The sequence below is a fragment of the Candidatus Flexifilum breve genome (assembly GCF_016713355.1).
The window spans coordinates 1,398,441-1,414,107 of sequence record NZ_JADJPI010000035.1; the positions used below are offsets into that span (position 1 = coordinate 1,398,441).

Sequence of the window (15,667 nt, forward strand, 5' to 3'; positions counted from 1 at the left end):
CCCCAGCCCCTCCCCGAATTCAGGGAGGGGAGCAAACAGCGCTCGCAACGTCTCCCCTCTCCCCGCTTGCGTGGGAGAGGGGTCGGGGGTGAGGGGTGGCGACATTGGTGCTCCTGCTCCTCTTGCTGCTGCCGACCTTCGCCTTCGCGCAAGCCGACGAGCGCCCCTTCTATTTCGGCGTGGATCTCTCGTATGTCAACGAAGTGGAAGACTGCGGCGCAACCTATCGCGAAAACGGCGAGCAGCGCGACCCATTCGAGTTGTTCGCAGCGCACGGCGCGACGCTCGTCCGCGCGCGGTTGTGGCACAACCCTGATTGGACGGAGTACAGCACGCTTGATGATGTCAAGCGCACCTTCACCCGCGCCCGGGATGCGGGTATGGCGACCCTGCTCGACATCCACTACTCGGATACGTGGGCGGACGCGGGCTCGCAGAGCATCCCGGCAGCGTGGGCGGATTTAGGCGATGACGCCCTCGCCGACGCCGTTTACCAGTACACCACCGATGTCTTGGCCGAACTAGCGGCAGCGGATCTTGTCCCGGCGTTCGTGCAGATCGGTAACGAGACCAACGGCGGCATCCTCAAACGGGGGAGCGATCAGAATTGGGCACATGATGCGCGCATGTTCAACGCCGGAATTCGCGCTGTCCGTGAGTTCAGCGCAGACACGGGGAACAACGTGCTAATCATGCTGCACGTCGCGCAACCGGAGAACACCGGGTGGTGGTTCACGCAGGCCGAAGCAGCGGGCATCACCGACTTTGACGTGATCGCCGTATCCTACTATCCGCAGTGGAGCACGTTCTCGATTGGCGACATGGGCGCGCAGGTGACCGCGCTGCGCCAGCAGTTCGGCAAAGACGTGATGGTCGTCGAGACGGGCTATGGCTGGACACGCGAAGACGCGGGCGACAGCGCCGACAACGTGCTCGATCAAGGCTTGCGCGGCTATCCTTTCAGCCCGGAGGGTCAGCTCCAGTTCATGACCGAACTCACGCAAACGCTCATCAACAATGGGGCGCTCGGCGTCGTCTACTGGGAACCCGCGTGGGTCTCGACGGAATGCTCGACGCGCTGGGGACAGGGATCGCACTGGGAAAACGCGACCGTCTTCGACTTCACTCGCGATAACGAAGTTCTGCCGGGCATCGACTTCCTGCAAGACAACTACCTGCATCCGGCCAGCCTTCCCGATGGCGTGATCGAACCGGAGTACGGCGCTCCGCTGGTGACGGAGGGCACCGACGATGTCCTCAATGGGGTGGACGCGCTCGACGTAACCGATTTCTACGCCCGCGCCGATGACAGCGCGATCTACACAGCCATCACCGTCGGCGGCGATGTTTTCAGCAATCGCGGCAGCTATCTGCTCTACCTCGACACGACCGGGGATGATCAGGGCGCGGATGTCGATGTTGGCCGCCGCCCGATCACGGTGGCCGAACCCTACGCACCCGAATACCGCCTTGACATCAAGATCACCGAGGAACGGGGCAGCGTCCGCGCCAGCTACACGCTCAATATGTGGAGCGATGGGGAATGGACGGAGATCGGCTTTACGGGCGGCGCGGCGACCATGACGGGAAGTGAGTCGGTCATCGAAGTGCTGCTGCCCTTGGCCTCTATCGGCAATCCAGCGAACGTCAATCTCGCGCTCGTCAGCACGGGACGCGGTCGCGCCAACAGCGCGAGCGATATCCTCGGCACTGATCTGGTCTTAGCTGACGACGAGACACCGCTCGTGCTGGATGCGTTCTTCGCGCTGTCCCTCAGCAGCAACAATTAGGGGCAAGCGATCCCTAGACTCGCTCTGAGTTTTGGGATCGCTTGTCGGGTTAACTGCTGGCGCTGTTGTAGCGCCGCAGCCCCTTGCGCCACACCACCCGGATGAGGAACAGCAGTCCGAATGGCAGCATCAGCGACCACACGCCATACGGCACGGGCATCTTCCCCAGCGCGACCAGCGGCGGGAAGTTGGTGATCACAAATACGGGCAGCACGAACACGCCGACGAAGCGAATTCCATCGTTGTAGATGCCCATCGGCATGCTGTTGATATCCCAGAAGGAGTCGGTGATTTCGGCGATGGCGCTGGTGTTCATCATCCAGAACGAGAGAATCTGCGGCAGGAAGAACAGGCAGTAGCCGACCACACAGCTAATCCCCACGAACAGCGTATACCCGCCGACCGTGGCGAACGTCACGGGCAGCCCTAAGCGCACCCACGCCACGACGACGACGAGCAGCCCCGCGATCACGTCGACGCCGAACAGCGTGAGATCGGCATGGCGCAGCGTCGCCATGAATTGGAGCGAGACAGGTTTGGTCAGCAGTACGTCAAGGTCACCGTTGACGATTTTGCCCCGGAACGTGAAGTTGTTGATCATGTACAGCCCGGCATAAAACCCGGTCAGCATGATGAACGTGCCGCTAAAGAGCAAAATCTCATCCGGCGACAAGCCGTTGATCGTCACGCCAGCGCGATAGACCACCACCATGTACGACAACTTGACGAACAGATAGCCCGTCTCCATGGCCAGGTTGCCGATGAAGTTGGAGCGGTACTCCATCTGCGCCATGACGCTGAATTTGATGAACAGAATATAGATCTGCACATGCTCTTTGATTTCGCGGAACACACTGGTGAGCATGTCAGCCTCCCACCGCGACAAACCGCCGACTGCCGATGCGCCACAGTCCGCGAGCGAGCAGCGCGCACGCCGCGATCCAGAAGCATTGAACCAGCATGTGCGGCAGAATATCGACATCCGCAACTTTGCCATTGAGCACATTGATCGGGTAGCTGACCGTGTACTTGAACGGCAGCAGATCGGTGATGCGCACGAACGTCTCCCCGAACACTTCCAACGGGAAGATGCCACCGCTCAACAGGATGATCACGATGCGCACGCCTTCGAACAGAAAGCCGATTTCGACGATCCAGAAGGCAATCGCGCTCACACAGTAGAAGATCACGAAGTTGAGCGCGACAGCCAGCGCCAGCGTGACCAGAAACAGCAGAATGCGTCCAAATTCGACCGAGATGCCCCAGACGGCGTTCAGCCCGATCAGCATAAGGATCATGATGGCGAAAATCATGACGAGGTTCGGCACCTTCTGGCCGAGAAAGTCCGCCATGCGATACGCGAAATAGCCGAGCGGCTGCACGAGGAACTTGCTGAATTTCCCCGTCTTCACATCCTGCATGATCTCGTATTCGAAGCCGGTGCGCACGATGCGCGCGACCAACCCTGCCAGCAGCGTGTAGGCGATGATTTGCTGATAGGTATAGCCGAACAACACCTGTTCGGATGACGCCTGATAAATGGCTGTCCACAGGAACGTTTGGATCAGGATGGGGTACGCCGCGCTGATCAGCGAGATGGCGAAGTTGAGGCGATATTCGAGCGCCGTCTCGAAGCCCAACTCAAAGGTGACAACGTATTTGCGCAGGGCATTACGCTGGAACATGCTGCCCTGCCCGCCGCTGATACAGTTCAGCGATGCCCTCTTCGACCGGGATGTCTTCGATGGTGAAGTCGGTCACCGGCAGTTGATCGAGGATGATCTTCGACGATTCTTTGAGCGCGGCGCGCGGCACCTGCAGCGTCGCCGTGAGATCAGTGTGTTCGCGCACCACACCGAACGCCGCCAGCGTTTCCGGGCTGACAGGCGCGGAGAGCTGCACCTTGATTAGCTTGGACTGCGCAAACACGTCGTTGACCTGCGCGAGGTCGCCATCATAGACAATCTGCCCCTCGTTGATGACGATGGTGCGCTTGCACAGGTCTTTCACATCTTCCATGTAGTGACTGGTCAGGATGATGGTGGCGCGCTCCTGCTGGTTGTAGTACTTGAAGAACTCGCGGAACTTCTTCTGCGACACGATGTCGAGGCCGATGGTCGGCTCGTCGAGGAAGATCAGGCGCGGCTTGTGGATGAGCGCGGCGATCAGCTCCATTTTCATCCGTTCGCCCAGCGACAGGCGGCGCACCTGCACGTTGAGCAGGTCGCGCACGTCGAGCAGTTCAGTGAGCTCACCGAGCGTCGCCGCGTAGGTCTTATCATCAATCTCGTAGATGCACTTGTTCAGGTACAGTGACTCATTGGCGGGCAAGTCCCACCACAGTTGATTCTTCTGCCCCATGACGATGGCGAACTGCATCTTGAAGGCTTTTTTGCGCTCCCACGGCGTGTAGCCGAGCACGGAGGCCGTGCCGCTCGTCGGGTGCAGAATGCCGGACAGCATCTTGAGCGTGGTCGTCTTGCCCGCGCCGTTTGGCCCTAAAAAGCCGACCATTTCGCCCGCGTCGATCTCAAACGAGATGTCGCTCACGGCGGCTTTGGTCAGCTTTTTGCGGGCAAACAGGTTGCGAATCGAGTTTTTGAGGCCGAGCTCTTTGGTGTAGTAGTCGAACGATTTCGACAATTGACGGACTTGAATAATCATGCGGGTCTCGCTTTGGCTGCCACTGAGGAAAATCGGCGCGGGCCAGAACTGAAGCCAACCGCCGTGCTAGGGCAGCACGCGAACAGCGGTCGGTTGGGGTGATCAGCAGTGCAGGCAGCACAGCGGTGTTCCAGCCAACACGCGCCCCATTCAGCCGAGCGCGTGCTCTCATCAGCATACCACTGAAGCCGCCCACGCCCAAAAATAACCGCTTACGAGCGACTTAAGGTCGATTTAAGGATATTTGAGTCAGGGATAACCATGAGATCGGCAAGACAGATTAGTCTAAGAGTGTAGTTGTAACGGACACGATTGAAGGAGATGAAAACGATGAAGAAGTTAACCAGTATTCTACTCGGCGCGAGCATCGCGCTCTCGACGGTCACCGCCGGCGCGCTCTTCGCGCAGGAAGCGACTGAAACCCCCGACACGACCGTCACGCAGGCTGTGACTGTAACCACGCGCGCTTCGCTGGGCGTCATCGCGGACGACAGCAGCGGACAGATCGTCGTCGCCAGCGTGCGCAGCGGTTCGGCGGCGGAAGCGGCCGGGCTGCTCGAAGGTGATATCATCACGGCGTTCAATGGCACGGCCGTGACCACGGCCAGCGAACTGCGCGACCTTGTGCGGGCAGCCGCCCCCGGCGATGTCGTCAGCGTGGACATTGAACGCGATGGCTCGGCGCAGTCGGTGGAAGTGACGCTCGGCGAATCATCTGGGCGCGGTGACGCGAACATGGGCGGACAGCGTGGCGGCATGGGCTACGCCGCTGATCCCGAAGCCGCGGCGGAACGGCTGCTCGATGCGGACATTGAAGTCAGCGACGCGGGTTACACCGTCAGCGCCATTGACGACGACGGCAATGTGCTGGGTCTCGAAGTCGGCGATGTGATCGTGAGCATCAACGGGCAGGCCATCGCGAATCTCGATCTGTCGGTGCTGCGCGACGAACTGGCCGCGGCAGGCAGCCCGACCTTCAGCGTCGTGGTGACGCGGGCGGACGCGGAAGTCACGCTCACGGGTGATGCCCTTGCCGGACACGGTTTCGGTCGCGGCATGGATGATGGTCAGGGCATGCCGGGTATGGATGGCGGCAACATGGGACGCGGTGGTCGTGGTGGTCGGCATGGCGGCGATGGGATGACCCCGCCCGCGGGCGACCCCAGCACGACCCCGGTGACTCCGGAGGCCACGCCGGAATCTTCAACGTAGATCCGCGTAAATCCGGTTAGCAGGCGCGGCGATCAGGGATGATCGCCGCGCCTGTTTGCGTCAGCGACCCGCGAATCTGCGGTAGAATGACGCGCGTTCATGCAGGTCGAATTGGAGAAACACATGTCAATCAGTGAGACAGATCGCGCTCTGCTGCGGCGGGCGATTGCGCTGGCGGCGACCGCTCGCGAGCATGGCAACCACCCTTTCGGGGCACTGCTCGCCGATGCGGACGGAAACATCCTGGTCGAAGCGGAGAATACGGTCATCACCGAGCGCGATCTCACCGGGCATGCCGAAACCAACCTGATCCGCGCCGGATCGCGCCAGCTCGCGCCCGATGTACTCGCCGCCGCGACGCTCTATACCAGCACCGAACCGTGCGCCATGTGCGCGGGCGCGATCTACTGGTCAGGCATCTCACGCGTGATCTTCGGCCTCTCGGCAGCTAGGCTCACGCAGTTGGTCGACGGCACGACGGAGAAAACCCTCTCCCTGACCGCCGAACGTGTGCTCAATTCCGGCGGACGGCCCGTGGCGGTGATCGGCCCGGTGCTCGAAGAGGAAGCGCTCGCCGTCCACCTCGGCTTCTGGAAGCAGTAGCCGCTTTACGCCGAGGCCGTATGCGGACGCAGCCGCTCCATCAGTTGCTGACCCAGGGCCGCGAACAACAATGCGCCAAGAAACAGCAGCACGGCGATCACATTGAACAACCCTCCGACCATGCGTCCGGGCGTCCATGCGGCCAGATCGCTGAGGACGCGCACCAGCAGCAGGGCATGCAGCGTCGCCAAGGGCAGATAGAACCCGCGCATAAACGGAACCGTCTTGCCCGTCAACGCCGGGATGATGATCGGCGCATGCCCGAACACCATCGACATGACAAAGCCCAGCAGGATGGCGTGCAGGAAAGCGTCATAGTTGAAACCGGCATAGGTCGCGCCAAAGGCCATGCCCAGCACCCCGCCAACGGCGAGCCAACCGTAACCGATGAGCAGGCACGCGGCGATGTAGCGCGTCACGCCTGTGCCGCGCACCGTCCGCCGGGCGATGTCATAGCGCAGCAGCCACAGCGCCAACACCACTTCGCCGAGTCCGGTCACCCGCGCGCCCAAATCCAGTGTGAAGACACTGATCACCAGACCGATCAGGAACAGCAGCACCGCCCCGGCGAACAACTGCTGACTGCGGCGCGTGAGGCGGCGCACCCGCGAGAGTTCCAGCCGTTCGCCGACGATGGTCAGCACGAGAAAGCCGATCCACAGATGCACGACTGCATACACAGGCTGTCCGCTGAACCACAGCCCGTTGCCGACCAACCAGCAGGCCGCCGCTAAGGCCATCGTCAGCGTGTAGAGCGCCAGATGCCGCCGCAGGATCACGACGAAAATCAGCGCCATGCCACCGCTGCCCAGCGTGACCAGGCCGAGCGCGAACGGAGTCGCCCCGGTGATGATCAGCATGACTGCGCCGAACGCCGTAGCCGCAGGCGCGAGATACGCCCAACCGTGCCGCCGATCCAAGGCGGTGAGCGCCGTCGCCCGTTCGAGCGCGACGAGCGCCCCCAGCACGGCGATCATCAGCGAACCGTGAATGCCGACGAGCGGCGCGCTGATCGTCGGCACCGACCAGCCTAAGCGCTGGAGCGCCGCCCATAAACCGAGCAGCACGCCCCCGCCCAGCGTGAGCATCAGCAGCCGGGTGATCAGCGGGCGCATCCGAAAAAGAACCGCCGTCATCAGGTGCTCGCCTGCCGCTGCGCTTTGACCATAATCAGCAGCATGGTCAGCGGGGTCGCCGCGTTGACGCTGTGCGGGAGCTGCGCATCCATGTGAAACCACGCGCCCGCCTTGACCGGATGCTCTTGCCCGCCCATGCTCACCGTGCCCTCGCCCGACAAAATCTGAATGGTCGCGGGCATGGACGCCGTGTGCTCGGAGAGGCATTGTCCGGCGGCGAAGCCAAACACGATCACTTTGATCGCCTCATCCTGATAGATCGTGCGGCTGGTGATGCTGTCTGGCGCAATCTCACCGACCACGGCTGTTAAGTTCTCAAACCAACGGTATGTCAACGACATGTGCAAGTCTCCTTGATGACTACCAATTAAGCGCTGCCAAAGGGCTTAATGCGCGGATACAACAATGCGGCAAACGCCGCCGAGCCGCCGACTTCAAACAGGCGACCAAGCGCGATCAACGTGTCACTGCCCAGTGATCCGAGCGCGACGGCCACAATCCCCGCTTGCAGCAAGCCAAAGCCGATCCACGCCCAGCGCACGCTGCCAAACCGCGCCGCTCCGGTGAAACGGGGCAAAATCCAGAAGGCGACGCCGAGCGCCAACTGCAAAATCCACCCGAACAGCACGAGTTCGAGATGCATCGGCAGCAGCCGCCAGATCGCACCCGCGAACGGCAAGCCCTTGTTCCACAGCAGGAGCGCGCCCAAAGTCACACCAACGCCGAAGTCGAGCAGCGCCGCGCGGATCATCCACACGCTCAATCGCGGCATGTCAGCGCTCCTTCACCCGGCTCCACGTGTTGAAGATGAACCCCCACGCCGCCACCAACTGACACACCGCCGACAGCGCTAGCAGCCATCCGAGCCCGCGTTCCGGCTGCCACGCGACCAGCGGTTCGCCGAAGCCGCGCAGAATCAGACCCGCGTTGAGCGCGGTATATACGCCCCACGCGACCGTCTCGCTGCGGCGCGGACGTTCCTTGCTGAACTTAGGGAACATCCAATAGGCGATGCCCATGATCAACTGGGTTACCCAACCGACCATGAGATAGTGCAGGTACACGGGGCGCAGCGCTTGCAGCCGCGGATCGAGTCCCAGCACAGGCTGCAACGCGGTGAGCGTCGCCAATGCAAGCGCCACCACAAAATGAATCAGCGCGGTTTTGATCGTCCAGCGCACAAGCTGCGGCACAAACGTTTCCTTTGACTAAGCGGATACAGAATCGGGCAGCAAGGCAGGGGTGCGGGGTGATTCGGGATAATGCGACACCTCCGGGTTGCAGATCGGTTTCGGGATTTGCGGAGCCACAAATCGCGTCCAAACCAGAAATTTGTATTCGTAGGGAAGCCTCGTCCCAACCAACTTCCCGACGGAGGGGCAAGCCCTCCCCTGCGCCTACGTCTCTTCGCTTCTGCTGCGGCGAGGGGTTTTCACCCCCTGTGACTTCTAGTGCCCGGCCATGTTCGCCGCGCCTTCACCGTGATAGATGGCGGGCTGCTCGTCACCTTCGACATACAGATACCCGGCCAAACCGCGTTCCAAGCGGCTCAGCGAGTGATCCACGAGGATGTAACGTCCCGGCACATCAACCGTGAATTCGACCACCGCTGCCCCACCGGAAGGCACCATCGTCGTCTGCACATCGAGAGCAGGCGGGCTGGTGAGCGAACCTTCCGTGTAGACGCGGTCGAAAATCTCGCCGATCACATGGAAGGAGGACGTATAGTTGGGGCCGCCCACGCCGAAGTAAATGCGCACCGTCTCGCCGACATTGGCGCGGAGCGCATGCTCATCGCTCGTCAGCCCACCGACCGCGCCATTGAAGACCAGATACGTCGCGTCTTCGTGGCTCATGGCGTTCATATCGAAGTTCAGGTGCCCGGCGGTGCCGAACGGCTGATCGGTGTAGATGTCGCCCTGCATCACATAGAATTCGCGATCCACGGGGGGCAGACCGCCGGGCGGCTCGACCAGAATGAGGCCGTACATGCCGGAGCTGATGTGGTGCGGAATGCTCGCCGTCGCGCAGTGATAGACATAGATGCCGACGTTCAGCGCCTCGAATGTGAACGAGGTTTCGCCGCCGGGCAGCGTCTGCGTGTAGACCGCGCCGCCACCGGGACCCGTCACCGCATGCAAATCGATGGAGTGCGGGAACAGACTGTCCGTCGCGTTGCCCAGGTGGAAATCGACCGTATCGCCAACGCGCACGCGCAGCATCGGCCCGGGGATCTTGCCGTCAAACGTGAAGTAGTTGAAGGTCGTACCGTCGGCGAGGACGCCCGTCACTTCCTGCGTGGTCAAATCGACGCGCAGGGTCATCGGGTCACGGTCGCCGACCGGAGGCGGCACATCTGCCGGGTCACGCACAATCGACACCGCATCGGCGGCGGCAGGCTGGACGGTCGGCTCGGCTTGCGCGAGTGCCGGAACGGCCTCAGCAGCTTGTTCGCTCGCGGCGGCGGTCCCAGTCACCTGCAAAATACCATGCATACCGATATCGCGATGACCGGGTACGCTGCAGAGGTACGTGAATTCACCCGGTTCGGTCGGCGTGAATTCGAGCGTGACCGACTGCTCGTCTTCCAGCAGTTGACCGGTGGTCACATTCAGGATTTCGAGCGTCCAGTCGTGCAGCACAGGATCGCCGTTGATGACGGTGAGCCGCACGGTATCGCCGACGTTCGCGGTCAGCGTCGGGTTGATCTGCCCGTCGATGCTGCCGCCTACGCCCTGGAACGCCATCGGCGGGTTCTGCCCGATGACCGTGCGCAGGGTGTATTCGACCACCTGAGTGGTCTCACTGACCGTGTGCAGGTCTTCGGTCTGCGCGGAACTCGCCGCGGGGGTGGTCTGCGCTTCAACCGAGCGCGGCACAATCTGAATGCTCACTGGCAGAATCGACACGCACAGCACAGCACACACAATCAAAATCAGCGCGCCAAAGGTCGGCTGAATCGGTCTATTCATCATGGTCTCCTTGAGAGGTAATTTGCGTCGCGTTGACAACGAGATACGGCAGTTCGATCGCGTTGGTCGGGCACAGCGACTCACAGGTCGCACAGTAGATGCACTTATCCGGGTTGATTAACGCGGCTTTTTGGTCCAGCCACCCCAACGCCTTGGTCGGGCAAGCCGTGATGCACGCACCACAGCCATTGCACAACCGCGCGTCAATTTGGGGCATCCACATGTCAATAGTCATGGGGATTACGCGCTCGTGGCACCCGCTGTACGGGTGATCTGCACGCGCCACGTCTCCGGGCCTTCTTCGAGATACGCCCAATCAAACTGATCGGCACGTTCGTGGAGAAACTGGTAGTACAGCGGCGTGGGCGCGTGATCGTTGACCAGTTCGAACGACTCGCCCACCGCCAAACTATCAAAGGTCGAGAAAATGAGTGGATGACGCTGGCGCGGCGCAATCGTGCGCACATCAATTTGCTGCATGACAAGCTCCCCATGCTTTAAACCAAGATGTACTCAGAATAAAGCTGACGTGGATCGCTGTAATTCAGCTAGCTGAAGTCAAGATGAGAAAAACGCGGCTTACAGCATGGCGATGGAACGGAGGATGCGCTCGTCGGTGATCACGATCATGTGGCGGTCGAAGCGGATTGCGCCCGCCGCTTCCAGATCGCGGAGCGTGGTGCTGACCGTCTGTGGGGTTGTCGCCAGATGCGCGGCGATGGTCGCGCGGGTGACGCCGGGGCCGCTCAGCGACGGGTCGGCGGCCTGCTGAAGGAGAAACCGCGCAAGGCGCGTCATCACTGAATACAACGTGAGGTTCTCGATCTGATTGACCAGACCGCGCACCTTGCCGCTCAACACCTGCACCACTTTGAGCGCAAACGCGCCATCGGTGGCGATCAGGTTTTGCAGCACGGCGGAGGGCAGTACCCACATCGTTGTTTCGCTGAGCGCCCCGGCGTTGGCGGGATTCGCGCCGCCATCCAGCGCGCCGATCTCGTTGAACGTATCGCCGTCGCCGAGCAAGCGCAGCACATGTTCTTCGCCGTTGGGGTTGAGTTTGAAGATCTTGATACGCCCATGCTCGATGATCCACATGCCCAGCGTGGGATCGCCTTCGAGGAACAGCGTTTCGCCGGGGAGGTAGTGCTGGCGGATCATCCGCTCGGCGAGCTGCGCCCGCCGCGGCTCGTCAAACGCGCTGAAATAGACTACTCGGCTGAGCGCCTCGATCACGGTCGCCTGCACACACGGCCTCTCATTGTGAAATCCATGATTACACGTTCATTTTACACGGGGATAGCGAGGCTGCGTAGGGGTTACACCCATTCACCAACGGCGAAGCGGCGGAAATGACGAGTCTGCTGGCGCCCCCTCCCTGAATTCGGGGCACTTCAATTCCTCAGACGATGATCAGGTGGATGCCGAGGTCGTGCAGACTCGCCTGCTGCTCAGGCTCCAGCCCGTCATCGGTCACGAGGATGTGCACGTCCTGCAAGCCGATCACTTTGGCCAGCGCAGATTTGTGGAACTTGCTGCTGTCGCTCACGACGATGATTTGATCCGCGCACGCCATGCACCCGCGGAAGAGTTCAGCCTCTTCCGGCGTCTCCGCGCTGATCCCGCGGCTGACGGAAATCGCTTTTGCGCCGATGATCACCTTGTCAACGTGGATTTGCTGCAAGATGAGCCGGGAGAGCGTGCCGCGCACGGCCTGTTCGTCGGGATCGATGCTGCCGCCAATCAGGATCATGCGGTGGTTGCGCTGCCCCAAGAGTTCGTTCGCCACCAGCAGCGAATCCGTCACAATCGTCAAATCCTGATGCTGCGCCAGTTCGCGCGCAACCGCTAAGCCCGTGCTGCCGCCGAGCAGCAGCAGCGTTTCGCCATTGTGCACCAGTTCGGCGGTTGCCTTGCCGATGCGCGCTTTCGCCTCCACCTGCTCCGTCTGCCGCTGGATAATCGGCGACTCGCTGGTTGCGACCTTGCTGAGACGCATCGCCCCGCCATGCACGCGCTGAATCAGGCGGCGTTCCGCCAGCGCGATCAGATCGCGGCGAATGGTCGCCTCGCTGACGGCGAACGTCTCGCTCAAATCGGGGACGGTCAGGCTGCCACGAGCGTTGACCAGTTCAACGATCCGCTCCTGCCGTTCCAGTGTCATCAAATCGGTGTTTTGCATCATTCCACCCCTGTAATTGGCCCGCGGGCAATGCGGGCGGTGATCGCGTCCACGTCCCACGGTTCCGGCCAGTCTGCGCCTAGCGGCCAGCCCACGCGCACCGGGCTGATGTCTTCCAGCCACCATGTGACGCCAGCGCGGGCATAGGCTGTCACCCGCTCACGGTCAGCTTCCCCCTGCGTAATATCGCTGTGGATCGCGTCATAGTGTGCCATGTCCGACCGCAGCTCGGCAATTGTCGTCAGAATCTGCCGCCAGTCGTCGGGCTGAATGGGATCGTTCGGGCGAATCGCAAACATGCCATCCCAACGGGCGGCGCGGCGCAGTGGCGCGGGATTCGGGTAAAAGCCCGCCACCCAGATCGGAATGCGCGGCTGCTGAATGGGTGTCGGCTGAAAGCGTAAGCCATCCACCTGAAAGTGCTGGCCATGATACGTCACTTCCCGCCCGCTCCACAGCGCATCGATGATGGTGAGCGCCTCATCCATACGCGCGGCGCGGACTTTCGGTTCGGCTTCCTCGCCACAGCGTTCAAAGTCATAATCTGATGCACCGAGGCCAACGCCGAGCACCGCGCGCCCGTTCGACAAGTGATCGAGCGTCGTCCATTCACGCGCCAGCTTCCACGGGCGGCGGCGGGAGGGCGCGGTCACAAGCACGCCTAAGCGCAGGCGCGTGGTCACCGCCGCCAATGCCGCCATGACCGTCGTCGCATCCGCCATCCGGTCAGGAATAGCCACGTGATCCCACAGGAAAAAGCCATCCCAACCGGCGGCCTCCGCCTCCTGCGCCAGCTTGATCAGCCTATGCACATCAGCGAATGGCCCTAAATTGGGGATCTGCAAACCAAATTTCATACGCTAGTCACTCTCACAGGCTTGCGGGGGCTCCGCGCCGAGATCATAGGTCTTGGTCAGCCACGAAAAGCCATAACGCAGCGCCACCGGGCAGTAGTCCGCCGGATCCAGCCCTTCCTCACGGTATTCCACGCCGAACACAGCTTTCCCAGCGTCGATGAAGGGCAGCAGCAGTTCGCATTCCTCGTATTGGAAGCACTGTTCGTTGAGCGCCCAATCGAACGCGTCGACCAGATCGGCAATCTGGTTGAGGTCATTCTTCAGCCCAATCGACAAGCCGCGCTCATGTGCCGCCTCCGCCAGCCACAGGTTGTACGCCAATTGATCGGCGTAGGTGCTGCGAAAGCCGCTCGCCTGCGTATAGCCATCGACGTTATCCGGTTCGACGCCGTCGCAGCCCTTAGCAACTGCTAAGTCCAGCCGCGCCGCCATGATCGGCTGCAGGGCGGCCAACTGGCGGATATCGAGCCAGCGTTCGCCCGGCCAGTCGTCGAGCGGTGCGCCCAGCACCGCCTCGGGAAAATCGCCGCTGTCGGGACGCCAATCTTCATGACTCCCCGCGCTGAAATAGCAGATCACGATGCGTCCGGCGGCGTGCAGTTCGTCAATCGTAGTCTGCGGCGCGTCGAACAAATCGATGTCGTACATCGCGACGTCATAGGACGTGTCGATCTCCCCGGTCAGTTGCCACTGCCAGGTGACTCCCGGCTCCGGCTGCCAGATGATCGGCACTTCTGGCGTCACAGCTTGCGCCAGCGCCGCCGTGCTCAGCATCAGCGACACACCAACCGCAAGGAGTCTTTTCACACCGCGCCACATTAAACGCGCATCCAGTCGGGCAAGTACGGCGCTTCCGCCTGCGCCATTTCCTCAAACATCTGACGGATTTCCGCGGGCGAGCACACCGCCGCGGTCAGCGGGTCGAGCATGAGCGCGTGACAGGCCGCGTCGCGGTCGCCTTCCAGCATCGAGGTCGCGACCAGATCATGCACGGCCATGTGCATGGCATCGAGCGCGGCCAACTGCGTGGGCAGTTTCCCGAAGTGCGTGGGCTGGACGCCATCGCGGTTGACCAGACAGCGCACTTCCACAATGCCATCCTGTGGCAAATTGGTGACCAAGCCGGTATTCGGCACATTCGCGTAGATCGCCGCCGGAACATCCGTCTCCATCGCTTCGACAATATACGAGGCGTATTCCGGCCCACGTTCGAGCGGCACTTCCTCCTGACCTGCCAGCATCCGCGTGATCCACTCGTCCGATTCTTTGCGCCACGTCGGCCAGTTCGCCGCATAGAAGCCCGTCTCGCCGAGGTACTCCGCACGCATGTACTTCGCGATCAGATCGGGACGCTTGCGGAAATACGGCGTGTATTCGGAGGTGTGGCCGCTGCTTTCGGTCACGAACGCGCCCAGGTGCAGCATCATCTCAAAGCGGACGGGATCCTGCTCGTAGATGGCCGGATCCTGCATCTTTTCGCGCAAGAGCGGGTACATGTCTTCGCCATTCCGCGTCAGTTCGACAATCCACGACAGATGATTGACGCCCGCTGCGCGGAACTTGAGTTCATTGAACGGCACGCCGAGGTAGCCCGCCAACTGTTCCGCCGTGTTGGGGATAGAGTGGCACAGCCCGACAATTGGCAGCGTCGATGCACGCACTCCAGTCAAACAGGTGAGCGACATGGGGTTGGTGTAGTTCATGACCAGTGCGTCCGGCGCGAGACGTTCGGTATCGTGCAGAATGTCAATCCACGCGGGGAGCGTGCGCAGCGCCTTGAAGATGCCGCCCGGCCCAATCGTGTCGCCGATACACTGATTCACGCCATACTTCATCGGGATGTCAAAGTCGTGGCGCACATTCGGCAAACCCGCCACCTCGATCGTATTGAGGAGGTAGTTCGTGCCGGGGAGGATCTTGGTCCGGTCAGTCGAAGCTTCCACCCGCCACTTGCGCCCGGTCAGGGCGATGACTTTTTCGGCGATGCGGTGCGCCAGTTCGAGGCGTTCCGCGTCAATATCGACCAATCCGAACACGCCCTCCTCCAGCGCCGGAGTCAGGAGCAAATCGGTGATGATTTCAAAGGCGAAAACGGCGCTGCCCGCGCCAATAAACGTGACTTTCGTCATCGTGAGCCAACCTTTGCAGTTTTCAACGCACAGTTATGCTCATTTTAGTCACCAAGTGCTTGCACGTCAATCAAAACCTCAGTATACTGCACACAAACGAGCATAAACACGCAAGGAATGTC

18 protein-coding genes are annotated in these 15,667 nt (G+C 61.4%); 3 read left to right on the forward strand and 15 right to left on the reverse strand.

Annotated features, from left to right (window positions below):
* Nucleotides 1-107: 107 nt before the first annotated feature.
* Nucleotides 108-1,790 (forward strand): glycoside hydrolase family 53 protein, encoded by a 1,683-nt coding sequence (locus IPK17_RS28930; protein WP_343421520.1) that lies wholly within the window; start codon nucleotides 108-110, stop codon nucleotides 1,788-1,790.
* 49 nt (nucleotides 1,791-1,839) lie between these two features.
* On the opposite strand, the gene IPK17_RS28935 is transcribed toward IPK17_RS28930, so the two are convergent.
* The 3 genes from IPK17_RS28935 to IPK17_RS28945 are packed head-to-tail and all read right to left on the reverse strand — an operon-like array spanning nucleotide 1,840 to nucleotide 4,454.
* A complete protein-coding gene (locus tag IPK17_RS28935) occupies nucleotides 1,840-2,655 on the reverse strand; it encodes an ABC transporter permease (RefSeq protein ID WP_343421173.1) in 816 nt (271 codons plus the stop codon).
* Nucleotide 2,656: 1 nt separating this feature from the next.
* A complete protein-coding gene (locus tag IPK17_RS28940; protein WP_343421174.1) occupies nucleotides 2,657-3,475 on the reverse strand; it encodes an ABC transporter permease in 819 nt (272 codons plus the stop codon).
* Entirely contained in the window at nucleotides 3,462-4,454 is a 993-nt protein-coding gene (locus IPK17_RS28945; RefSeq protein ID WP_343421175.1) for an ABC transporter ATP-binding protein, read from the reverse strand. The genes IPK17_RS28940 and IPK17_RS28945 overlap by 14 nt, the downstream gene beginning before the upstream one ends.
* Before the next feature lie 330 nt (nucleotides 4,455-4,784).
* Here IPK17_RS28945 and IPK17_RS28950 point away from each other — a divergent pair, with 330 nt between their 5' ends.
* Nucleotides 4,785-5,666, forward strand: coding sequence for a PDZ domain-containing protein (locus IPK17_RS28950; RefSeq protein WP_343421176.1), 882 nt, complete (start codon nucleotides 4,785-4,787; stop codon nucleotides 5,664-5,666).
* Nucleotides 5,667-5,789: 123 nt separating this feature from the next.
* Nucleotides 5,790-6,269 carry a nucleoside deaminase gene (locus tag IPK17_RS28955; protein WP_343421177.1) on the forward strand — a complete coding sequence of 160 codons (480 nt, stop codon included), beginning with the start codon at nucleotides 5,790-5,792 and terminating at the stop codon, nucleotides 6,267-6,269.
* 5 nt (nucleotides 6,270-6,274) lie between these two features.
* On the opposite strand, the gene IPK17_RS28960 is transcribed toward IPK17_RS28955, so the two are convergent.
* The 12 genes from IPK17_RS28960 to melA all read right to left on the reverse strand — a co-directional run bounded on the left by IPK17_RS28960 (nucleotide 6,275) and on the right by melA (nucleotide 15,545).
* Complete coding sequence (locus tag IPK17_RS28960) at nucleotides 6,275-7,405, reverse strand: DUF8744 domain-containing protein (protein ID WP_343421178.1); 1,131 nt, start codon at nucleotides 7,403-7,405, stop codon at nucleotides 6,275-6,277.
* Nucleotides 7,405-7,746 carry a cupin domain-containing protein gene (locus tag IPK17_RS28965; RefSeq protein ID WP_343421179.1) on the reverse strand — a complete coding sequence of 114 codons (342 nt, stop codon included), beginning with the start codon at nucleotides 7,744-7,746 and terminating at the stop codon, nucleotides 7,405-7,407. The genes IPK17_RS28960 and IPK17_RS28965 overlap by 1 nt, the downstream gene beginning before the upstream one ends.
* Before the next feature lie 26 nt (nucleotides 7,747-7,772).
* On the reverse strand, nucleotides 7,773-8,177 hold the full coding sequence (locus IPK17_RS28970) for a cbb3-type cytochrome c oxidase subunit I (protein WP_343421180.1): 405 nt from the start codon (nucleotides 8,175-8,177) through the stop codon (nucleotides 7,773-7,775).
* Nucleotide 8,178: 1 nt separating this feature from the next.
* Nucleotides 8,179-8,598, reverse strand: coding sequence for a hypothetical protein (locus IPK17_RS28975; protein WP_343421181.1), 420 nt, complete (start codon nucleotides 8,596-8,598; stop codon nucleotides 8,179-8,181).
* A 255-nt stretch (nucleotides 8,599-8,853) separates the two neighbouring features.
* Complete coding sequence (gene nirK / locus IPK17_RS28980; RefSeq protein ID WP_343421182.1) at nucleotides 8,854-10,380, reverse strand: copper-containing nitrite reductase; 1,527 nt, start codon at nucleotides 10,378-10,380, stop codon at nucleotides 8,854-8,856.
* The gene (locus tag IPK17_RS28985) at nucleotides 10,370-10,612 is read right to left on the reverse strand and encodes an ATP-binding protein (protein WP_343421183.1); all 243 of its coding nucleotides are present in this window, start codon (nucleotides 10,610-10,612) and stop codon (nucleotides 10,370-10,372) included. The genes nirK and IPK17_RS28985 overlap by 11 nt, the downstream gene beginning before the upstream one ends.
* Before the next feature lie 5 nt (nucleotides 10,613-10,617).
* Nucleotides 10,618-10,857, reverse strand: a complete 240-nt coding sequence (locus tag IPK17_RS28990; protein WP_343421184.1) for a DUF2249 domain-containing protein — start codon at nucleotides 10,855-10,857, stop codon at nucleotides 10,618-10,620.
* Between the two features lie 99 nt (nucleotides 10,858-10,956).
* Nucleotides 10,957-11,625: a Crp/Fnr family transcriptional regulator gene (locus tag IPK17_RS28995; protein ID WP_343421185.1), complete on the reverse strand. Its 669-nt coding sequence runs from the start codon at nucleotides 11,623-11,625 to the stop codon at nucleotides 10,957-10,959.
* Between the two features lie 154 nt (nucleotides 11,626-11,779).
* Nucleotides 11,780-12,562, reverse strand: a complete 783-nt coding sequence (locus IPK17_RS29000) for a DeoR/GlpR family DNA-binding transcription regulator (protein ID WP_343421186.1) — start codon at nucleotides 12,560-12,562, stop codon at nucleotides 11,780-11,782.
* A complete protein-coding gene (locus IPK17_RS29005) occupies nucleotides 12,559-13,416 on the reverse strand; it encodes an LLM class flavin-dependent oxidoreductase (protein WP_343421187.1) in 858 nt (285 codons plus the stop codon). Before IPK17_RS29005 ends, IPK17_RS29000 begins: the two co-directional genes overlap by 4 nt.
* A 3-nt stretch (nucleotides 13,417-13,419) precedes the next feature.
* A complete protein-coding gene (locus IPK17_RS29010; protein WP_343421188.1) occupies nucleotides 13,420-14,223 on the reverse strand; it encodes an endo alpha-1,4 polygalactosaminidase in 804 nt (267 codons plus the stop codon).
* Nucleotides 14,224-14,234: 11 nt separating this feature from the next.
* The gene (gene melA / locus IPK17_RS29015; RefSeq protein WP_343421189.1) at nucleotides 14,235-15,545 is read right to left on the reverse strand and encodes an alpha-galactosidase; all 1,311 of its coding nucleotides are present in this window, start codon (nucleotides 15,543-15,545) and stop codon (nucleotides 14,235-14,237) included.
* Nucleotides 15,546-15,667 lie beyond the last annotated feature (122 nt).

Bases quoted from the DNA above. Each gene is read 5' to 3' on its own strand.
- IPK17_RS28935 (WP_343421173.1), bottom strand. From the start codon at position 2,655: ATGCTCACCAGTGTGTTCCGCGAAATCAAAGAGCATGTGCAGATCTAT.
- IPK17_RS28940 (WP_343421174.1), bottom strand. From the start codon at position 3,475: ATGTTCCAGCGTAATGCCCTGCGCAAATACGTTGTCACCTTTGAGTTG.
- IPK17_RS28945 (WP_343421175.1), bottom strand. From the start codon at position 4,454: ATGATTATTCAAGTCCGTCAATTGTCGAAATCGTTCGACTACTACACC.
- IPK17_RS28950 (WP_343421176.1), top strand. From the start codon at position 4,785: ATGAAGAAGTTAACCAGTATTCTACTCGGCGCGAGCATCGCGCTCTCG.
- IPK17_RS28955 (WP_343421177.1), top strand. From the start codon at position 5,790: ATGTCAATCAGTGAGACAGATCGCGCTCTGCTGCGGCGGGCGATTGCG.
- IPK17_RS28960 (WP_343421178.1), bottom strand. From the start codon at position 7,405: ATGACGGCGGTTCTTTTTCGGATGCGCCCGCTGATCACCCGGCTGCTG.
- IPK17_RS28965 (WP_343421179.1), bottom strand. From the start codon at position 7,746: ATGTCGTTGACATACCGTTGGTTTGAGAACTTAACAGCCGTGGTCGGT.
- IPK17_RS28970 (WP_343421180.1), bottom strand. From the start codon at position 8,177: ATGCCGCGATTGAGCGTGTGGATGATCCGCGCGGCGCTGCTCGACTTC.
- nirK (WP_343421182.1), bottom strand. From the start codon at position 10,380: ATGATGAATAGACCGATTCAGCCGACCTTTGGCGCGCTGATTTTGATT.
- IPK17_RS28985 (WP_343421183.1), bottom strand. From the start codon at position 10,612: ATGACTATTGACATGTGGATGCCCCAAATTGACGCGCGGTTGTGCAAT.
- IPK17_RS28990 (WP_343421184.1), bottom strand. From the start codon at position 10,857: ATGCAGCAAATTGATGTGCGCACGATTGCGCCGCGCCAGCGTCATCCA.
- IPK17_RS29000 (WP_343421186.1), bottom strand. From the start codon at position 12,562: ATGATGCAAAACACCGATTTGATGACACTGGAACGGCAGGAGCGGATC.
- IPK17_RS29005 (WP_343421187.1), bottom strand. From the start codon at position 13,416: ATGAAATTTGGTTTGCAGATCCCCAATTTAGGGCCATTCGCTGATGTG.
- melA (WP_343421189.1), bottom strand. From the start codon at position 15,545: ATGACGAAAGTCACGTTTATTGGCGCGGGCAGCGCCGTTTTCGCCTTT.